The organism is Caulobacter sp. FV2ye17ST (assembly GCF_058680955.1).
Genome location: NZ_CM178727.1, coordinates 3,109,413 through 3,126,608 on the forward strand (window position 1 = coordinate 3,109,413; position 17,196 = coordinate 3,126,608).

Genomic DNA, 17,196 nt, shown 5'->3' on the forward strand with positions numbered 1-17,196 from the left:
CTCGCCCGGCGGGAGGATGAACCAGGCGGCGACACTCACCATCTGGTGACTGACGCAACGTTGGTCAAAATGCCTTCTGACATTTCAGTTGATATTATGATGGTAGTGTTGCGCTAAAGTCTCACTATTCGACCCCAGGCTTGTTCTGGATCAATGCGGCGGATCAGGCCTCGACCGACGGGCGTTGCACCGCCTCGGGCGTGACGTTCAGCACGCGCATCATCGCCGCCCGCGCGCCCTCGACATCCCTGCTGGCGATCACCCGGGCGACGTCGCGGTGCTGTTCGATGTCGGCCAACAGCTCGTCCTCGGTCGCGCCGTTGAACGAGAACACCCAGAACCGGGCAGCCTTGTGCTGCAGGGGAATCAGGATGCGGGCCAGGGACAGGTTCTGGCTGGCGCGGGCCACAGCGGCATGGAAGCGCTGATCCATGGCCACCAGCAACGGCAAGTCGCGGTTGCGCGCTGCCTCTTCGCCGCCTTCGAAGGCGTCGAAGATCGCCTGGGCCTCGGCCTTGCTGGCGTGCCGGGCAGCCAAGCCCGCGCAGTGCGGTTCGATCAGGGCGCGGGCCTCGTAGCCCTGGCGCAGTTCCACCAGATCCAGCGGCGCGACCAGAGTGCCCGAGCGGGCGCGGCGAATGACCAGACCTTCCAGGGCGAGACGGCCCAGGGCGTCGCGAACCCCGGCCAGGCCCGCCTCGTACCGCGCCGCCAGCGACTGCTCGTCCAGCCGCGCGCCGGGGGCCAGTTCGCCCAGGATCAGGTCCAGCAGGATCCGCTCATAGACCTTGGCCTTCTGCAGATCCGGCGACCAGTCCTCCAGGCCCGACGACGAACAGACGTCGAGCACCAGCATCCGCGACCGGGCGTCCTGGACTGGAAGGGGTGACACGGCGTGACTCCGTCAGAGGTTGATCTCTGATAGGTAAGGTGAAATTTCAGCTGCGCCTAGAGCCCTAGAACGCCGGAACCACCGCGCCCGCATACTTCTGGGCCATGAACGCAGCGACTTCCGGCGTGGTCAGCGCCGCCGCCAGCTTGGCCACACGGGGATCGTCCTTGTTGTCGGGACGGCCGACCAGATAGTTCACATAGGGGCTTTTGCTGTCCTCGATCAGCAGGGCGTCCTTGGACGGGTTCAGCTTGGCGTCGAGGGCGTAGTTGGTGTTGATGATCGCCAGATCCACCTGGTTGAGCACGCGCGGCAGGGTCGCGCCTTCCAGTTCCTTGAATTTCAGGCCCTTGGGGTTGGCGGCGATGTCCTTCAGGCTCGACAGGGGATTGGCCGGGTCCTTGAGGGTGATGACGTTGTTGCGCGACAGCAGCAGCAAAGCGCGGCCCTCGGTGCTGGCGTCATTGGGAATGGCCACGGTGGCGCCCTGCGGCAGCTCGGCGATCGACTTGTACCTGGCCGAATAGGCGCCGATCGGCTCGATATGCACGCCCTTGATGGCGATCAGGTTGGTGCCCTTGTCCTTGTTGAAGGTCTCCAGGTACGGCAGCGTCTCGAAATAGCTGACGTCGATCCGCTTCTCGGCCACCTGGGTGTTGGGCTGGACGTAGTCGTTGAAGACCTTGATGTCGATCTTCAGGCCCTGCTCGGCGAGCTTGGGCTTGATGAACTCGAGCACCTCGGCGTGCGGGATGGCCGTGGCGGCGACGGTCAGGGTGTCGGAAGCGCTTGAGGAAGCGGCGGGCTTCTGGCCGCAGGCGGCGAGAGCCCCAAGGCTCAGCACGGAAGCGGCGAGGCTGAGGGCGACAAAAGCACGACGGGCGACCATGAACGGCTCCACAAGACGATAAATCGAGTTGGGTTTTGCCCCGTTTCGACCGCCTTATGAAATCAGATTTCCTGATCGGGGTGGGAGAGTCTTGCCCCTCCCCCACCTGACGCTCCCGTCAGCCCAGCGCTGCCTTGTTGGCCAGCAGGAAGTCGCGCACCGTCCCAGGCTTGCGCCCGGTCAGCGCCTCGACGGTCGGCGTGAGCACCGCATGATAGCCCTGAGCGGCGGCGACATCGAAGTCGATCAGCATGTCGGCCACAAAGTCGGGCAGACCCGCGCCGGTCAAACCACCGCGCAGTTGCTCGGCGGCAAGGCCGATATGGGCGACGGGACGCCCGGAGACTTCGGACAGGAGCGCGGCAAGCTGGTCCTGAGTGATGGCTTCAGGCCCGGTCACGTCCAGGATCTGGCGCCCCTTCGCGTGCAGCAGGGCCGCGGCGTCGGTGCGGGCGCAGTCTTCGCGGGTGACGTAGGAGCGACCAAGGCCGCCCGTGGCGGTGAACAGCTGTCCGCTGGCCACGGCCTGCGCCGCGCCCATCAGGATCACCTCGGCATAGAGGTTGTGGCGTAGCAGGGTCCAGTCGAGACCCGAGGCGATGATCGCCTGCTCGGTCCAGAAATGGTCGTCCATGACGCCGCCGCCCGCCTTGGGGGTCGGAGCCGGGGCCGAGGTGTAGACGATGTGCTTGACGCCGGCCGCCACGGCGGCGGCCACGGCAGCGCGGTGCTGGCCGATGCGCTGGCCCGGCTGACCCAGCGCGTCGGTGCTGATCAGCAGCAGTCGGTCGACGCCGGCGAAGGCCGAGGCCAGCGAGGCGGCGTCATCAAAGTCGGCCCGGCGCGCCTCGGCGCCCCGCTCGACCAGATCGGCCAGCTTGGACGGATCGCGCGACGCGGCCACCACATCGGCGCCGGCCTGCAGCAGCAGTTCGACCACGCGACGGCCCAGTTGGCCGCCGGCGCCGGTCACGAGAAGCTTGGGGGAGGAAAAGCTCATCTTGAAAATCCTGGTCTCGAAATGAGACCTGCACTACATATGAAAGCGCCTCAGTCCCGTGAAGGAGGCAGTTTTGCGGGACCAGGTATGCAAAAGGGAACCGCCTGATGAGCGCTCAACAGCTGATCGAACGCCTGAAGCAGTGGCAAGGCCAGGCCATCCCGGCCGGCGCCTGCCCGATCCGCGACGTCATCGACCACCTGGGCGACAAGTGGAGCACCCTTCTGATCATCGTCCTGGCGGACGGTCCGCAACGCTTCAACGCGATCAGGCGCGCCGTGCCCGATATCAGCCAGAGGATGCTGACCCAGACCCTGCGCGATCTGCAGCGCGACGGCCTGATCACCCGCCAGGTGTTCCCGACCCAGCCGCCCAGCGTCGAGTACCGTTTGTCGGACATGGGCGAGAGCCTGCTGGAGCCACTGGCGGCCCTGATCGGCTGGGCCGAGGCGCATCATCCGGCGATCCGCCAGGCGCGCGCGGCCTATGACGGCCCGGTCACCGCTTAGGGGTCTCCGCCTAAGCGCGCTTGACCCACGCCCCGAACAGGTCGCCTGAGGGGGGATGGCCAAGGAAACCGTCTACATCGTGCAAGCCTACATCGCCGGGCGCGGCAAGGGGCTGAAAGCCGAGCAGCAGATCGGCTGCAAGGACGCCGCCGAGGCCCGCCGCAAGGCCGAGCGCCTGGCGCCGCTGCGCGAGGGCGTGGTGGCCTTCGCCGCCTCGGCCGATGTCGAGCTGGGCGACTATGACGAGAACCCCGAGATCCTGTTCAAGGCCGGCCGGCTGCCGTTTCCCTTTGATCAGGCCTAGCCTTCGTCGTTGGCCGGCTCATCGGGTGATCCGTGGATCGCCCAGTTGACCACGAAGTCTGGCGTATCGCCTTCAAGACTCATCACACCCGGTTCAGCGGCCAGGATATTGGATGTCTGGGGCGGCAGGGCATAGGTGTCGCCGTCGTGTTCGCCCAGCAGGTCGAGCAGGATGCCATCATGGTCGTCGGCCTCGATGACCACGCCGAAGAACTGCTGTCTTTCGGTGACCTCGCCCTCGTCGTCGAGAAAGGTCAGGCCGACCAGCAGGGTCTTGCCGATCAGGGCCTTCGCGAAGGCCTCGTCCCAGTGCTCTGGGGGCGGCTCGGACAGGATGGGGATGTCGTTGTCGGTCATGGCCGTCTTCTAGCGGTGTGAAACCCGGCGCACCACCGTGTCGCCGACCATCTGCAGCGCCTGAACCAGGATCAGCAGCAGCACCACGGTGACCACCATCACATCGGTCTGGAAACGCTGATAGCCGAAGCGGATCGCCAGGTCGCCCAAGCCCCCTGCCCCGACCACGCCGGCCATGGCGGTGTAGGACACCAGGGCGATGGCCGTCACCGTCGCGGCGGCGATGATCCCCGGCATGGCCTCGGGCAGCAGAGCCCCCAGCACCACCTGCCGACGCTGGGCGCCCATGGCGAAGCTGGCCTCGATCACGCCCTTGTCGACCTCGCGCAGAGCCGTCTCGACCAGCCGCGCGAAGAAGGGCGCGGCGCCAGCCACCAGCGGCGGGATCGCGCCCTGCACGCCCAGCGAGGTGCCGACCAGGGCCACGGTCAGCGGGATCATCACGATCAGCAGGATCACGAACGGCACTGAGCGCAGGATATTGACCATCAGCGACAGCAGGCCGTTGGCCACGCGGTTCTCCAGCATCTGGCCCTTGCCAGTCAGGAACAGGATTACGCCCAGCGGCAGCCCCAGGATGACGGTCAGGACCATCGAGCCGCCCAGCATGGTCAGGGTGTCGAGGGTCGCCTGGCCGATCTCGTTCCAGTCTATGTTCGAGACGCTCATCGCGCGGTCTCCCCGGAAAGCTCATCCACGCGCACGCCCTCGGCCTGGAACCGGGCGATCGCCGCGCCGACGTCGCCGCCGGTCAGGGCCAGGGTCAGCTGGCCATAGGGGGTCTCGCGCAGGCGATGGATGCGGCCGCCCAGGATTGAATAGTCGACGCCCGTGGCGCGGGCCACTTCGCCCAGCACCGGCTTGTAGGTAGCCTCGCCCTTGAAGGTCAGACGCACCACGCGACCGGTCAGAGCCGCGTCGGCGGCGGGCTCGCCGTCCGCCTCGCGCACGAAGCGGCGGGTCGTGGCGCTGGCGGGATGCAGGAAGACGTCCTCGACCGGGCCAGTCTCGACCACACGGCCGGCCTCCAGCACCGCCACACGGTCGCAGACGCGGCGGACCACATCCATCTCGTGGGTGATCAGCACGATGGTCAGGCCCAGCTCGCGATTGAGGTTGGAGACCAGGTCGAGGATCTGCTCGGTGGTCTCGGGATCCAGCGCGCTGGTGGCCTCGTCACACAGCAGGATCTTGGGGCCGGTCGCCAGGGCCCGGGCGATGCCGACCCGCTGCTTCTGGCCGCCCGACAGCTGGGCCGGATACTTGGCGGCGTGATCGGAAAGGCCGACCCGCGCCAGCAGCTCGGCGGTGCGCGCCTTGACCTCGGCGGCGGGACGCCCGGCCAGCTTCAGCGGGAAGGCGACATTGTCGGCCACGGACTTGGACGACAGCAGGTTGAAGTGCTGAAAGATCATCCCCACCCGGCGACGCAGGGCGCGCAGGCCCTCGACGCCCAGAGCGGCGACATCGTCGCCATCCACCACGACGCGGCCGCCGGTCGGCTTTTCCAGGCCGTTGATCAGCCGGATCAGGGTGGACTTGCCGGCACCCGAAGCCCCGATCACGCCGAACACCTCGCCGGCCTGAACCGACAGGGACACCTCGCTCAGGGCGGCGTGGCCGCCACCCTTTGCATTTGCCTTGGGGGCATAGGTCTTGGAAGCGGCCTCGAAGGCGATCACGGCGTCAGGCATCCCGGGCTGGCGGCTCCATGGCGGAGCGTTGGCCCGTAACTAGCGATCCTGACGCCGTTTTCCCAGAGGTGTCTCAGGGCTGGCGCACCACCGCCCCGCCCTTCATCACGAAGACCGGCTTTTCCAGAGTGGTCACATCGGCCAGAGGATCGCCGCTGACGGCGATCATGTCGCCATAGCGACCCACCGCCACCTGGCCCACGTCCTTCTCCTGGCCCAGCGCCTGGGCGGCATTGACCGTCGCGGCCTGGATGGCCTGCAGCGGGGTGGCGCCATAGCGCACCATAACGGCGAACTGCTTGGCGTTCTGCCCGTGCGGATAGATGCCGGCGTCGGTGCCCAGCACCATCTTCACGCCAGCCTTGATCGCCTTGCGGAAGTTCTCCCGCTGCACGTCGCCGATCTCGCGGTCCTTGCGCAGGTTGTCTTCCAGCACGCCGTTCTTCTTGCCTTCGGCCTGGGTGTAGTCGGTGTTGTAGATGTCCATCGAGAACCAGGCGCCCTTCTGGACGGCCAGCTTGATGCCCTCGTCATCCACCAGGCTGACATGCTCGATGGTGTCGACGCCCGCGCGGATGGCGTCCTTGATGCCCGCCGCGCCGTGAGCGTGGGCGGCGACCTTCAGGCCCCACATGTGGGCCTCTTCGACGATCGCGGTCATCTCGGCCAGGGACAGCTGCTGCTGGCCCGGCTCGGTGTTGCGCGAGAAGACCCCCCCGGTCGCGCAGATCTTGATCACCTGGGCCCCGTACTTGCGCACCTCGCGCACCTTCTTGCGGCCCTCCTCGGGACCGTCGGCCACATAGGGCCCCTTCTGGGCCATCGAGGCCGGGAAGTAGGTGGAGTCGCAGTGTCCGCCCGTCGCGCCGATCGAATAGCCGGCGGTGACGATGCGCGGGCCAGGCACATAGCCCGCCTCGATGGCCTCGCGCAGGCCGACATCGTTGAAGCGGTCGGCCCCAAGATTGCGGATGGTGGTGAACCCGGCCTCGATGGTGGCCTTGGCGTTGGCGGTCTGGACCACGCTCCAGAAGGCGTCGCTGTATTGCAGGCTGTTATAGCCGCCCACCTCGGCCAGGCTGTCGATGTGGACGTGCATGTCGATCAGGCCCGGCAGCAGCGTCGCGCCGGGCAGATCGATCGTCTTGGCGCCGGCGGGCACCGTGACCTCGCCCTTTTTGCCGACGGCCGTGATGCGGCCGTCGGTGACGATGACCATCGGATTGTCGACATACTTGCCCGAGGCCACGTCCAGCAGCCGCGCCGCGCTGACCGCCTCGATCTGCGCCGCCTGGGCCGAGCCCGCCGCACACAACGCCGCGACAAACGCCAGACCCTTGATCCCAACCCGCATGTTCCGTCCCCGTCCCTGATTCAGAGCGGCGACGCTAGCATGAGATCGCGGGGCGTCGAGCGTGGATCAGCGGCCGCCTCGCGGCGTCTGGATGCTTTCTAGGTAAGCGATCAGATCCTGCACCTGTCCGGCCTCCAGAACGATCTGCGGCATCTTGGGATGACCGGTTGAAATCCCCTCGGCGAAGGCTTCCTGCAGATTGGCGACCGGATAGCGCTGGCTGAGGGTTCGAAACGGCGGGGCCGGCGAAAGGCTGCTCTCGCCCGAAGGGCCAACGGCGTGACAGGCCGCGCATCGCATCTCGACCAGCTGCTTTCCGCGCGCCACCGGGTCCGCGGCCGTGACCGGGATCGCTGCGGCCGAGGCTGGCGTTGGCTTGGGCGAACCGGGGCCTGCGCAGCCAGCGATAAGGAGGAAACTCACGATCAACAAGCGGCGCACGGCAGTCTCCGGGTAGAGGACGCGTCAGCCACTATTCGGAATGACGACTGGCAGGCTTTGATCCTGGTCAAGGCAAGGCTAGCACGCCCGCACTCAACCCGAACCGCCTTCAGGGCCCGTTTTTTTCAACAACAGCAGCGCCCTGCGCTCTCGACGGGGAAACCCCAGCCGCGTCAGGCCGCCCCGCTACCCGGGGACATGGCGGAATGGTAGACGCGCCGGACTTAAAATCCGTTGGAGAAGAACAATAGTCATTTGTTTTCCTTGATCTTTTTTCTCGAAAATTCGGAACTGTGGCCAATTTTGTGACCGAGAGCGGCAAGTAGGTCATCCCGATCGGGGTGGGCGTAGCGCATTGTCGAGACGATCGTAGCGTGCCCCAAAAGGTCCTGCGCGGCCTTCAAACCGCCGCGTCGGGTGATCTCCGTGGCGGCGTGGTGGCGCAGGTCATGAGCCGGTCGGGCGTCTGCAATGCCCGCCCTGTCGAGCGCCTTGCGCGAGGCCCAGGCAAAGCCGCCGTAGGTGATCGGTCGCAGGCTTCCGTCCTTCATCTCGCGAAGCCACGGCGTGCCGACGTCGGCCGCACGAGCCCGACCGATCCTCGCTGCCAAGTCGGAGACATCCTCGGGCAAGAGCGGCAACACATGGTCGTCGCCGGCCTTGCGGGCGCGAAGAACCACCTCGCCCCGTTCCAGATTGACGGCGTCGCATCGGAAGAATGCCTCGCCCAGGCGAACGCCATAGCGCACGAAGAAATCGAAGACCGGGCGATGCCAGACCGGCAGGTTCGCACGCCACGACGCCAGCTCCTGCGTCGTAAACGTACGCGTTCTTCCCTTGGGTTCGGGAAGCCGCAGTTCGCGCCATACGATCGGCCGGATCGGGATTTCCAGATTGTGGGCGGCGAACCGCAGCATCGGTCGAAGCGTCTGATCGATCAGATCGCGATTGACCGTCGAATTAGAGAGTGGCCCGCCGCGCCTGGACGTCTCCATCCTGCGAGCTTGAATGGCCGCCTGAATGACCTTCGGCCCGATCTCGCTGACAAGCGTCTTGCGACCGATAAGGCGCACCGTCGTCGCTAGCCTCGCGGCGATGTCATCAGCTGATTTCTTGTCGGCGCCGCGCGCGGCAAAGAACAGGTCCGAGACGGCGCCTAGAGTCCAGTCTTCTTCCTGGCTCTGTGCACCTCCCAGCTCAGCCTGCCGTCGCACGCGCCCTTCAACGAGCTTCGCATCACCTTTGAGTCGGCAATGGGTCGAGCCGCGATAGCGCTCACCCTTGAGCGTGAAGCTGTAGTGCCAGACATCGCCGCGTTTGTAGAGGGACAATCATACCTCCCGAATTTTTCGAAATCATCAGAACGAATGCGCCATTGATGGCCAGCTTTGAACGCTGACAATTGACCTGACCTAATCAAATTCATGACTGTCTTTTCGCTAAGCTGAAGAGCTATGCAAACCTCGGAAAATGTCATGAATCTAAGATCAGAGGCCATCAGATTTTCAACCATTCCATTTCAATTTTGCTCATCAAATTCTATAATTAATCTAAAACTTTTGAGATGCTGAATATAATTTGTATCGAGAATTCGCTATTCGCATCCCGAGGGAAGCCAAACCAATAATAGAAAATGACGTCGAAAATCCACCATGCAAATATATGTCATTCATTTCAAATTTATCCATATCATTGAATAAAACGGAACATTCTTCCCCATCAAACCCAGGCCTATAGAAAATCATAAAACTAGCCCTCTGCTCGAAGCGGAAAATAGAATATATATAATCCTCCATAACACTATTAACATTTCTAGATATTACCGCCCCGCCACCTTCCGCTGCGAAAGCATCTATTGATTGGACCGCGAAGAACCATGTTTTCGCATCCATCGACAATGGAAGACCGGCATCGCTAAATGCCTTCAATAGAATGATCGCCGCCAGTTCGATCGGCGCGTATCGCACCCTTCCATTGACCGCCTCGCCGCCGATGATCTTTCGGCGACGCCAGTCCCGCTGAACAATCTGACTCACACCGGTGATCGCCTCAGCTTCAGCGGCGCTGAACGAGTGGATTTTCCATGTGATGCCTGCTTCGGCCATCTGACGGGAGATGTTCATGCGTGAGATGTCTCACGCATGAACATCTAGGTCAAGCGTCCGCTGGAAGACGTTGTTCATCCGCAGAGGTTGAACGGGTGATGCGAATTCAGACGGAGTGTCAGCCCCACCTAGAGCGCAAGGATGGAGTCCACGGCTGTCGCTGCGTGATAATATGAATGGCTACATGCGCTCAGGGCACATTCACCAGTACAAAGATCAGCATACCCAAGGCTGTTAGCAACGCAGAGCTCCAGATCAAGCGCCGCATCGCGCGTTCAAATTGTGCGCCAACACGGTCATAGGAGGCCTCAAGCTGTGCGCTGAGGCGATCAAAGGTGGTGTCGATCATATCGCCTGGGGCCCTCTGGCCCTCCGTCGCTGTTAGGTCGGAATGCTTGTCGGTCATCTCTCGCTTCTCCCTCACAGCGCGGCCGCCGCCCAGCCAGACCGCGACCTTTGAACCGCCTGCGCGGGATACAGAGACCCCGGCCAGTACGAGGCTTCGACTTTGACACGCCGCTTCTGATGCCGAACCCCCAGCAGCTCAGGGGCGATCTGCAGGATGTTGATCCTGCGCAGACCAGGCTCTGACGGAGCCTCCGGCATCGCCCGGCTACCATAGTAGATCCAGAGCCGCCTGTGGCCCGCCGGGGCGCGGCCCAGCTTCACCAGCGACCTTTGCCGCCATGAACTGTCAATCTCCATGGCGATGCTGCGCTGGTCCTGCGGGTGGCTCCAGACGACGTCGAACAGGCCCTCGCCGTTGCGAGCGATGTAACCCGCGCCAACCTCGATCCTGGCGTCGTAGCCCAGACGGGTTCCCAGGTGCGCCACCCGCTTCTGGACGAGGTTGTGGCGCTGCAGCTTCGAGATATCGCCCGGCAGGGGCTCGGTGACCGTCTGCTGGATGATGGCGATCAGCTCACCGGACAGGCGCCAGTCGGCGTCGGGAGCGGGCCAGAGTGTAGGGAAAACTTCCATCGGGGGGTCCTTTCAAAAGCGCGATTGCGCTCTCCCCCTCCCTCACCTTCTCCTTTCCCTGCGGCGCCTCGGTCACATGCTGAGGCCGTTGTCCCGCTGGTTCTCGATTACCCGCTTCAGCTCCATGCCCAGCACGCGTGGCGACCCTCCGGCCTCACGCAAGCCAAGCTCGGGGCGACGCGCGGCCAAAGCAGCCAGCAAGGATGGATCGCTCTCCAGATCCTTGATCAATTTATTGATCACCACCTCGACAGCCATCATCGGCCGCTCGTCGATTTTCTCCGAGAGCACCGCATGCTCTTTGCTGAGGCGTGACCACTCGACGACAAAGTCGTCGGTCCGCTTCTTCAGCTGCAGCTCGGCCCCGATCGCAGCGCGCCTTTCCTGGACTTCACGACGCGCTTCGTCGGTGACGTCATCAGTACGGGCAGCTCGATCTGGCGCTTGGGGGAGCGGCGGGCGCTGGTCAACCACCCGCCCCTGGTCGATCGCTTCGCGCAACTGCCCCGCGCGTTGCCAGAGCTCCCAAATGGATGAGACGACCTCCTTGACGATGCGGATCGGCTCGGCCGGCAGCCAGCGCCGCTCGGCGAACGCCGCGGCATAGTCCAGCGTGGTGTCCTTGGAGCGATCGCGGCCCAGCGTTCGCACCAGCTCATCGCGGCTGCGGAAGTCGTCGGCGCCATAGTGCATCGTCACCGCCTGGCGATGCCGGCTCAGCCCCACATAGGCGGCATGACGATCCAGGCCGTCGGTCGCCAGCAAGTGCGCCCGATCAACGGTCATGCCCTGGCTCTTGTGCAGGGTCACCGCATAGCCGTGGTCGAGATGGTTGTAGGCCTTCAGGTCGACCTCCAGACGACGCCCCCCTTCGTCCAGACGCACGAGCACCCTGTCGCTGGCGATCGAGACCAGGGTCGCCAGAGAGCCGTTCTTCACTCCCAGCGAGCGCTCATTGCGCAGGAACATCACCCGGTCGCCCTGGGCGAATGTCCGCAGACCACGATCGGTGACCACGGTCTCGCCCGCGCCCAGAGCGCCCGCCTTGGTCAGCACCTCCCGCGCCAACTCATTGAGCCACGCCACATCGGCTCGGGTGTGGGCCAACATGATCTGACTGGGCGCGGACGGCTCTAGCCGCTCCCGGGCCCAACCCTCCACCAGAGACTGGCCCGCCGCTTCGCGCGTCGCATGCCCCTGCACCATCCCGGCCGCCTCATAAGCCTCAAGCGCCTCCACCGTGCGTCCTGTCGCCAGCGCCTTGGTCGCCTCCTGCTGCCAGACCTCCCGCTGACGCTGGATCTGGGTGATCTCCGCCGCGCCATGGCGCTCGGTTAGGGCCCGGAACGCCGCCCCGGCCTCGATGGCCTGCAGCTGCTCGGCGTCACCCACCAGCACGACCTTGGCCCCGGCCTTGCTGGCCTCGGCCAACACTCGCTGCATCTGGCGCGAGCCGATCAGACCCGCCTCATCAATGACCAGCACATCGCCAGACACCAGCCGCTCGCGGCCCTGCGCCCAGGCATGTTCGAGACTGGCGATCGTCCGCGAGGCAATGCCCGAACCGCTCTGCAGCCCCTCGGCCGACATACCCGACAGGGCCGCGCCCCGCACCCGGTAGCCCTGCTCGGTCCAGGCCCGCCGCGCCGCGCCCAGCATGGTGCTCTTGCCCGCTCCGGCATAACCCACCACCAGGGCCAAAGCCTCAGGCCCGAGGACATGGGCAAACGCCGCCTCCTGGGTCTGACTCATCGTCACGCCTGCGACTTCACGCGCCTTGAGGGACGCCAGAGCCGAGACCCGGTAGCGCTTGAGCTCGGCCAGACCCGCCGCGTCCTGCTCAAGGCGGCGCTCGATCTCCACCATCGCGCGGCTGGTGTAGCGTTCGCGCCCTGCCCCATCCTTGCCCAGCGCGATCAGGTTGGGCGCGGCCTTCACCGCCCGCACCACCTTCTCGAACTGAGCGCGGTCATCACTTTGACGATGGGCAAGCCGCTGCAGATCCCGCTCGGTGAAGGTGCTCTGCTGCTGGGTGATCGCCTCCAGCGCCAGATCCGGATCGGCGATCAGCCGCTCGCCATTGCGCCGGGCAATTTCGCGATGGTCGCGCGCTTGGTCGGCCGCCTCCCCTCGCGCTTCCCGGCGCGCGCCCGCGGCGCCGATCTTATCCTGGGGCTCAAGATCCAGCCCCTGCGCCTCCAGGCTCCGGTGATCGACGCGCGCATCAATATCGAGCTCAGCCAGGCGCTCATTGACGTGGTTGGCCCAGCTCTCGCGCCAGGTCTCCAGCAGCCCCCGGGCGTTCCATTCGCGGACCTTCAGCCCAAACCCCTCGACCCCAGCTTCCCGCAGGCTCAGCATGACATGGGCATGGGGTTTGGCCCGACCTAGCTCGTCAAAGTCCCAGTGCACGTTCAGATCGGCGACCATGCCCCGATCGACGAACTCGCGCTGCACGAATGCTCTTGCCAGGGCCACGCCCTGCGCCTGATCAAGCTCGCGCGGGAGAGCAAACTCCACCTCCCGCGACAGCTGCGCGTCGTCACGCGCCTCGCACTTTTCGACCTCATTCCAAAGGGCCTCGCGGTCACTCCAGCGCGCCGGCGATCTGGTCGGAGCCAAGATTTCGGAATGCACTACGCCGGTCTTGTTGCTGAAGTTATGGGTTCGGCCGAGGCGCAGATCGTACAGGGCCGACGCCGCGCGATAGGCGGCCGCCGCCACGGCGCTGCGACCGGTGGAACGGCTGATGATCTTGACGCTGAAGTGATAGAGGGCCACCTCTGAACCTTACCTCACGAGCCACGTTGCGTCAGCAACGTATAAGCGCGCACTCAAAATAGATTTTGGTGTTGCCCGTTAACGATCTAGCTTCAGGAACAGTTATCCCCGCGCTCGATAGGCTGCTGCCTCATCGTCAGATCAGGAGTCCCGGATGGCCAAGACCGAAGCCGAAAAACTGGAAAGGCATGAGCGTGTGGCCGCTCAGAAAAAGGCTCGAGCCGTCCTCACCACCAATCGGCGTGACGGGCGCGAGCGGAAACTGGACACCCGGCGCAAGGTCATCCTGGGGAGCCTGCTGGTCGATGCAGCACAGTCGGATCCGCGCTGGCGCCCCCTGCTCGATCAGCTGATGTCGCGTGTGAACCGACCGCAGGATCTTAAGGCGTTCGAGGGGTGGGGGCTGGATGTCGGTGACGGCTAAAGCGGCACAGAGCCGCCTCGACCGGCTCGGCAGATGTCCAGGAATGAGCTCGCGCGGTTGATCTTTAAGGTTGACGGGTCCTTGGTCAGGGCCTCGCACAAGAACTGGTCGGGCGTTTGAGATCTTCGCTATCAGCGGTGGCGTACAGCGGCGCCCGTTGTTGTGCCCTAGATGGGATCTCGACCTGTGACCCACCTATGCAACGCAGCATTACGACAACCTTTGCCGCCTCGGAGGGGTTGTTTGTTAACCGGCGATTGCGATGGCCATATTCAAACTAAGCCGAGAAGCTTGTCATCATAACGTGCGCGGTATTGATGCGTACGCTTGCGATAAGCCTGTCGAGGAATCGCTGTACGAGGAATAGGCAAAGCGGAAAGCGCCACGCCTGCGATCGGGTCATTGGCCATGTGAACCTTGAGGTGGCTGTGCAAAGAACCTAGCACCCGCATAACATCGGACTATTCCCGAGCGCCCCTTCTCGGCCGGAAAGGTCAATGGCGCGGGCACCAGGCAAAAACCTTGCTAGACCCTCGGCTTTGGGCTCGCCGAGCGATAGCTAAAAGCACTATCTGCCTGCCGTGGAGCGATGGTGGGCGACTTTCGAAACGGGGATAGCATGACAAAGACTTCGACGGCCGATCAGGCCTCGGCAGCGACCGCGCTGGTTGGGCAACGAATTCTCATCACGGGCGCATCAGGGTTCATCGGAACCCATCTGGCGAGACGCCTCGCGGACGCCGGTGCCGAGCTTGTCTGCCTTGACCTGAAGCCCCCTCGCGTCGTGATCAGCGGCGTCAAATATGTCAAGGGCGACGTGCGGGACATGGCCGCGCTAGACCTTCCTAAGATCGACCGCATCTTCAACCTCGCCGCCGTGCACACGACGCCCGGCCATCCCGATCACGAATATTATGACACCAACGTCAACGGTGCTCTGGAGGTCACTAAGTTGGCGGAGCGCGACGGCGTCAACCACATCACCTTCACCAGCTCAATCTCGGTCTATGGCCCCTCTGAAGAGCGCAAGACCGAAGCGAGTCTCCCCGCCCCCGTTTCGGCCTATGGCAAGTCAAAGCTGATGGCGGAGAAGATACACGAAACATGGCGCGCTAACGGAGAAGGTCGCAAGCTTACCGTGGTCCGGCCCGCCGTCGTGTTCGGCGCCGGCGAAGGCGGCAACTTCGCGCGCATGGCAGCCCTGCTGAAGAAGGGCTTCTTCGTCTTCCCCGGACGCCGCGACACCATAAAATCCTGCATATATGTCGAGGACTTGCTAGACCTTGCACTACTTGCAGGCAACACTGACAGTTCCTATGAGCTCCTGAATGGAGCATATCCTGAGTGCCCGACACTTGAGACAATCGTCACCAATCTGCGCGATCAATATTTCCCTAAAGCCAAGCTCTATGATGTACCTCAAGGGCTGGTAATGAGCGCAGCTAAGACGCTGGCCACATTCAAAGGCTTCGGCCTTGGCATCCACCCCGACCGGGTTAACAAGCTATTGCGTTCTACAAATGTCTACCCCACTTGGGCCGAACGTCGGGGCCTCCTATCCCAAACCGCTTTACATAAGGGCCTAGAACGATGGGCTGAAGCGACCAACCACAGCTTCATATAGGCGCATCGCACGTTGAAATGAGCGGCTGGATAAGCGCTCAAGGCAGCACAAGCATTGAAAATGTCAGATCTATAAATTTCTAAAAAACAACTCATCAATTTTGCACCTACCGTATAGACCGTGAAATGAATATAATTGTTTACAGAAAATGCCGAAGTTGCAATTCTATTTGCGATGATTGGTATTTTCTAAATAATTTACTGAACAAAATGCTGTAGCTATGACGTTTCTGGGTGAGTCATGTTGAATAGAGGGCGAAATTTTGTCGCGCGAATAGCGTATAGCCTTGCCAACGATGCCACCCTTCGTAAATTGACGGGCAAGGGAGGCCCTGCGCTAATCATCAAGGTTACGACTGCGGGCGTGACCTTTGCTATGTTCGTGCTCTTGGCTCGATGGCTTGGACCGCTTGAGTATGGCCGTTACGCGACCCTGTTCACACTGGCGACATTTCTGGCGTTTCTAGTCGTCGGAGGGTTCCACACACTGGCGCTGCGCCAACTCCCCGCACTAGAGCACAGCGACCGACCCGACGAGGCGATCGCGCTAGTGCGCGACGGATACATCGCTATCCTTTTGATGGCCGCCAGCTTGGCCTGCATTGCCCTGGCGGCAGGCGCAGCCCTCTCCGGATTGGCCGGCCCAGCCGCCTGGGTGCCACTTGCAGCGCTCGGGCTCGCTACACCACTTGCCATCGCTGAGTACCAGAGCAACGTACTCCGCGGATGGGGCTCAGTGCTTCTTGCCCTTCTCCCCCGGGATGTCCTTTGGCGGCTTCTCGTGCTGGCAGGAATAGCCGTCCCGGTACTGCGAGGCCATTCGCTTGGTGCTGGGGTCGCATTTGCAATTACGGCTGCCATACTTCTCGCCCTCGTGGGCGCCCAGTTCTTCCTTGGCCTACGGCGCGCCCCTAGCGAGGGGTTTTCAGAAGCTCATAAGCATCGTCCAGCTCCGATTGCCCGACTAGCCGAAGCACGCTGGCTTTGGGCCGCCGCCCTTTCCGGTGCGCTGGTACCGCAGTTGGGCGTCGTCGTGGTTGGCGGCCTTCTCAGCCCGACGGACGCAGGTGTTCTGTTCGCTGCGCAGAGGACAGCAGCGCTTCTGTCCTTGCCGCTTGTAGCAGCAGAGATCATTGGAGGACCGATGATCGCCCATGCCTGGGCGAAGAGCGATCCCAAAGAGATTCAACGCATCTGCAAGCTGATCAATTTGATACTATTTGTTCCGGTGTCACTTGGAGCAATCGCGATGGCGGCGCTATCGGGGCAGATCCTTTCGATCTTTCGCCCGGAATTTTCGCCCTACGCCTATGTTCTAATCATTCTTTCGCTCGGGACACTAGCAAACGCATTATGCGGGCCGACAGGATTCCTGTTGCTCATGACGGGCAACGAACGGCAATTTGTTCTAATTTACTCTTCAGTTCAAATAATAGGACTTGGACTCGTCGCCGCCTTCGCGGCGTATTCGGGATTAATTGGCGCGGCGATTGCAAGCGCTGTATCGATTATCGCATGGAACGTCATCGTAGCCTTATGGTCGCGGGCAAATCTTGGCATAGACCCGACCATTCTGGTGTTTGTATTTCCAATAGCAGAAAAACAAACTTGATCGGGCCTACCTCAGGAATAGCGCTGCCGAGTGCGCTCTGTGCGGCGTCGCCTTAGCGCGTAAATCCTTAACGCGATGGCGGGGGCAATCTCAGCCTGCTCTATAAGTGGCGGCGCGAAGCGTTGGCCGCTCAGGATGAGGCTGCCTGCCTCGGCGATTTTCGTTGATCAGGCCGCAGGCACGGCTGCGGCCGCGAGCTAGGATCCTGCCACCGTCGTCGAACTGCGACCC

Annotated in this window: 18 protein-coding genes and 1 pseudogene; 5 read left to right on the forward strand and 14 right to left on the reverse strand. The window is 63.2% G+C overall.

The annotated features are described in order from the left end of the window. Nucleotides 1-163: 163 nt before the first annotated feature. From ACW17V_RS14860 to ACW17V_RS14870, 3 genes are all read right to left on the reverse strand, one after another. Entirely contained in the window at nucleotides 164-856 is a 693-nt protein-coding gene (locus ACW17V_RS14860; RefSeq protein WP_492108809.1) for a GntR family transcriptional regulator, read from the reverse strand. A gap of 100 nt (nucleotides 857-956) precedes the next feature. Beyond that, nucleotides 957-1,781 (reverse strand): MetQ/NlpA family ABC transporter substrate-binding protein, encoded by an 825-nt coding sequence (locus tag ACW17V_RS14865; RefSeq protein WP_492105846.1) that lies wholly within the window; start codon nucleotides 1,779-1,781, stop codon nucleotides 957-959. A gap of 118 nt (nucleotides 1,782-1,899) precedes the next feature. Then, a complete protein-coding gene (locus ACW17V_RS14870) occupies nucleotides 1,900-2,781 on the reverse strand; it encodes an SDR family oxidoreductase (protein ID WP_492105847.1) in 882 nt (293 codons plus the stop codon). Nucleotides 2,782-2,888: 107 nt separating this feature from the next. On the opposite strand from ACW17V_RS14870, the gene ACW17V_RS14875 reads away from it, so the two are divergent. Continuing rightward, complete coding sequence (locus ACW17V_RS14875; RefSeq protein WP_492105848.1) at nucleotides 2,889-3,290, forward strand: winged helix-turn-helix transcriptional regulator; 402 nt, start codon at nucleotides 2,889-2,891, stop codon at nucleotides 3,288-3,290. 55 nt (nucleotides 3,291-3,345) lie between these two features. Further along, entirely contained in the window at nucleotides 3,346-3,594 is a 249-nt protein-coding gene (locus ACW17V_RS14880; RefSeq protein ID WP_419255813.1) for a hypothetical protein, read from the forward strand. On the opposite strand, the gene ACW17V_RS14885 is transcribed toward ACW17V_RS14880, so the two are convergent. The 11 genes and pseudogenes from ACW17V_RS14885 to traA all read right to left on the reverse strand — a co-directional run bounded on the left by ACW17V_RS14885 (nucleotide 3,591) and on the right by traA (nucleotide 13,306). After that, the gene (locus ACW17V_RS14885; RefSeq protein ID WP_492105849.1) at nucleotides 3,591-3,950 is read right to left on the reverse strand and encodes a hypothetical protein; all 360 of its coding nucleotides are present in this window, start codon (nucleotides 3,948-3,950) and stop codon (nucleotides 3,591-3,593) included. The two genes, ACW17V_RS14880 and ACW17V_RS14885, sit on opposite strands and share 4 nt — an antisense overlap. Nucleotides 3,951-3,959: 9 nt before the next feature. Next, on the reverse strand, nucleotides 3,960-4,619 hold the full coding sequence (locus ACW17V_RS14890; protein WP_492105850.1) for a methionine ABC transporter permease: 660 nt from the start codon (nucleotides 4,617-4,619) through the stop codon (nucleotides 3,960-3,962). Further along, on the reverse strand, nucleotides 4,616-5,644 hold the full coding sequence (locus tag ACW17V_RS14895; protein WP_492105851.1) for a methionine ABC transporter ATP-binding protein: 1,029 nt from the start codon (nucleotides 5,642-5,644) through the stop codon (nucleotides 4,616-4,618). Before ACW17V_RS14895 ends, ACW17V_RS14890 begins: the two co-directional genes overlap by 4 nt. Before the next feature lie 73 nt (nucleotides 5,645-5,717). Beyond that, nucleotides 5,718-6,998: a Xaa-Pro dipeptidase gene (locus ACW17V_RS14900; RefSeq protein ID WP_492105852.1), complete on the reverse strand. Its 1,281-nt coding sequence runs from the start codon at nucleotides 6,996-6,998 to the stop codon at nucleotides 5,718-5,720. 66 nt (nucleotides 6,999-7,064) lie between these two features. Continuing rightward, nucleotides 7,065-7,439 carry a c-type cytochrome gene (locus ACW17V_RS14905; protein WP_492105853.1) on the reverse strand — a complete coding sequence of 125 codons (375 nt, stop codon included), beginning with the start codon at nucleotides 7,437-7,439 and terminating at the stop codon, nucleotides 7,065-7,067. A 251-nt stretch (nucleotides 7,440-7,690) separates the two neighbouring features. Further along, nucleotides 7,691-8,770, reverse strand: coding sequence for a tyrosine-type recombinase/integrase (locus ACW17V_RS14910; RefSeq protein ID WP_419320595.1), 1,080 nt, complete (start codon nucleotides 8,768-8,770; stop codon nucleotides 7,691-7,693). Nucleotides 8,771-8,841: 71 nt separating this feature from the next. Further along, nucleotides 8,842-8,952 (reverse strand): annotated as a pseudogene (locus ACW17V_RS14915) (hypothetical protein); the annotation flags it as partial. A gap of 37 nt (nucleotides 8,953-8,989) precedes the next feature. Beyond that, nucleotides 8,990-9,562, reverse strand: a complete 573-nt coding sequence (locus tag ACW17V_RS14920; protein WP_492105854.1) for a hypothetical protein — start codon at nucleotides 9,560-9,562, stop codon at nucleotides 8,990-8,992. A 172-nt stretch (nucleotides 9,563-9,734) separates the two neighbouring features. After that, entirely contained in the window at nucleotides 9,735-9,950 is a 216-nt protein-coding gene (locus tag ACW17V_RS14925) for a hypothetical protein (RefSeq protein WP_419320593.1), read from the reverse strand. A 14-nt stretch (nucleotides 9,951-9,964) separates the two neighbouring features. Continuing rightward, nucleotides 9,965-10,525, reverse strand: coding sequence for a hypothetical protein (locus ACW17V_RS14930; RefSeq protein WP_419320592.1), 561 nt, complete (start codon nucleotides 10,523-10,525; stop codon nucleotides 9,965-9,967). 72 nt (nucleotides 10,526-10,597) lie between these two features. Continuing rightward, nucleotides 10,598-13,306 carry a Ti-type conjugative transfer relaxase TraA gene (traA, locus tag ACW17V_RS14935; RefSeq protein WP_419320591.1) on the reverse strand — a complete coding sequence of 903 codons (2,709 nt, stop codon included), beginning with the start codon at nucleotides 13,304-13,306 and terminating at the stop codon, nucleotides 10,598-10,600. 154 nt (nucleotides 13,307-13,460) lie between these two features. Between traA and ACW17V_RS14940 the strand changes: the two genes are divergently transcribed. The 3 genes from ACW17V_RS14940 (at nucleotide 13,461) to ACW17V_RS14950 (ending at nucleotide 16,965) form a co-directional block, all read left to right on the forward strand. Next, a complete protein-coding gene (locus ACW17V_RS14940; protein WP_419320590.1) occupies nucleotides 13,461-13,730 on the forward strand; it encodes a mobilization protein in 270 nt (89 codons plus the stop codon). 619 nt (nucleotides 13,731-14,349) lie between these two features. Beyond that, nucleotides 14,350-15,354, forward strand: coding sequence for an NAD-dependent epimerase/dehydratase family protein (locus tag ACW17V_RS14945; RefSeq protein WP_419320589.1), 1,005 nt, complete (start codon nucleotides 14,350-14,352; stop codon nucleotides 15,352-15,354). 363 nt (nucleotides 15,355-15,717) lie between these two features. Continuing rightward, nucleotides 15,718-16,965: a lipopolysaccharide biosynthesis protein gene (locus tag ACW17V_RS14950; protein WP_492105855.1), complete on the forward strand. Its 1,248-nt coding sequence runs from the start codon at nucleotides 15,718-15,720 to the stop codon at nucleotides 16,963-16,965. Nucleotides 16,966-17,196: the final 231 nt, after the last annotated feature.

What these genes read in the sequence shown, in the direction of transcription:
- ACW17V_RS14860 (WP_492108809.1), bottom strand. Translation starts at nt 856, where the DNA reads ATGCTGGTGCTCGACGTCTGTTCGTCGTCGGGCCTGGAGGACTGGTCG.
- ACW17V_RS14865 (WP_492105846.1), bottom strand. Translation starts at nt 1,781, where the DNA reads ATGGTCGCCCGTCGTGCTTTTGTCGCCCTCAGCCTCGCCGCTTCCGTG.
- ACW17V_RS14870 (WP_492105847.1), bottom strand. Translation starts at nt 2,781, where the DNA reads ATGAGCTTTTCCTCCCCCAAGCTTCTCGTGACCGGCGCCGGCGGCCAA.
- ACW17V_RS14875 (WP_492105848.1), top strand. Translation starts at nt 2,889, where the DNA reads ATGAGCGCTCAACAGCTGATCGAACGCCTGAAGCAGTGGCAAGGCCAG.
- ACW17V_RS14880 (WP_419255813.1), top strand. Translation starts at nt 3,346, where the DNA reads ATGGCCAAGGAAACCGTCTACATCGTGCAAGCCTACATCGCCGGGCGC.
- ACW17V_RS14885 (WP_492105849.1), bottom strand. Translation starts at nt 3,950, where the DNA reads ATGACCGACAACGACATCCCCATCCTGTCCGAGCCGCCCCCAGAGCAC.
- ACW17V_RS14890 (WP_492105850.1), bottom strand. Translation starts at nt 4,619, where the DNA reads ATGAGCGTCTCGAACATAGACTGGAACGAGATCGGCCAGGCGACCCTC.
- ACW17V_RS14895 (WP_492105851.1), bottom strand. Translation starts at nt 5,644, where the DNA reads ATGCCTGACGCCGTGATCGCCTTCGAGGCCGCTTCCAAGACCTATGCC.
- ACW17V_RS14900 (WP_492105852.1), bottom strand. Translation starts at nt 6,998, where the DNA reads ATGCGGGTTGGGATCAAGGGTCTGGCGTTTGTCGCGGCGTTGTGTGCG.
- ACW17V_RS14920 (WP_492105854.1), bottom strand. Translation starts at nt 9,562, where the DNA reads ATGAACATCTCCCGTCAGATGGCCGAAGCAGGCATCACATGGAAAATC.
- ACW17V_RS14925 (WP_419320593.1), bottom strand. Translation starts at nt 9,950, where the DNA reads ATGACCGACAAGCATTCCGACCTAACAGCGACGGAGGGCCAGAGGGCC.
- ACW17V_RS14930 (WP_419320592.1), bottom strand. Translation starts at nt 10,525, where the DNA reads ATGGAAGTTTTCCCTACACTCTGGCCCGCTCCCGACGCCGACTGGCGC.
- ACW17V_RS14940 (WP_419320590.1), top strand. Translation starts at nt 13,461, where the DNA reads ATGGCCAAGACCGAAGCCGAAAAACTGGAAAGGCATGAGCGTGTGGCC.
- ACW17V_RS14945 (WP_419320589.1), top strand. Translation starts at nt 14,350, where the DNA reads ATGACAAAGACTTCGACGGCCGATCAGGCCTCGGCAGCGACCGCGCTG.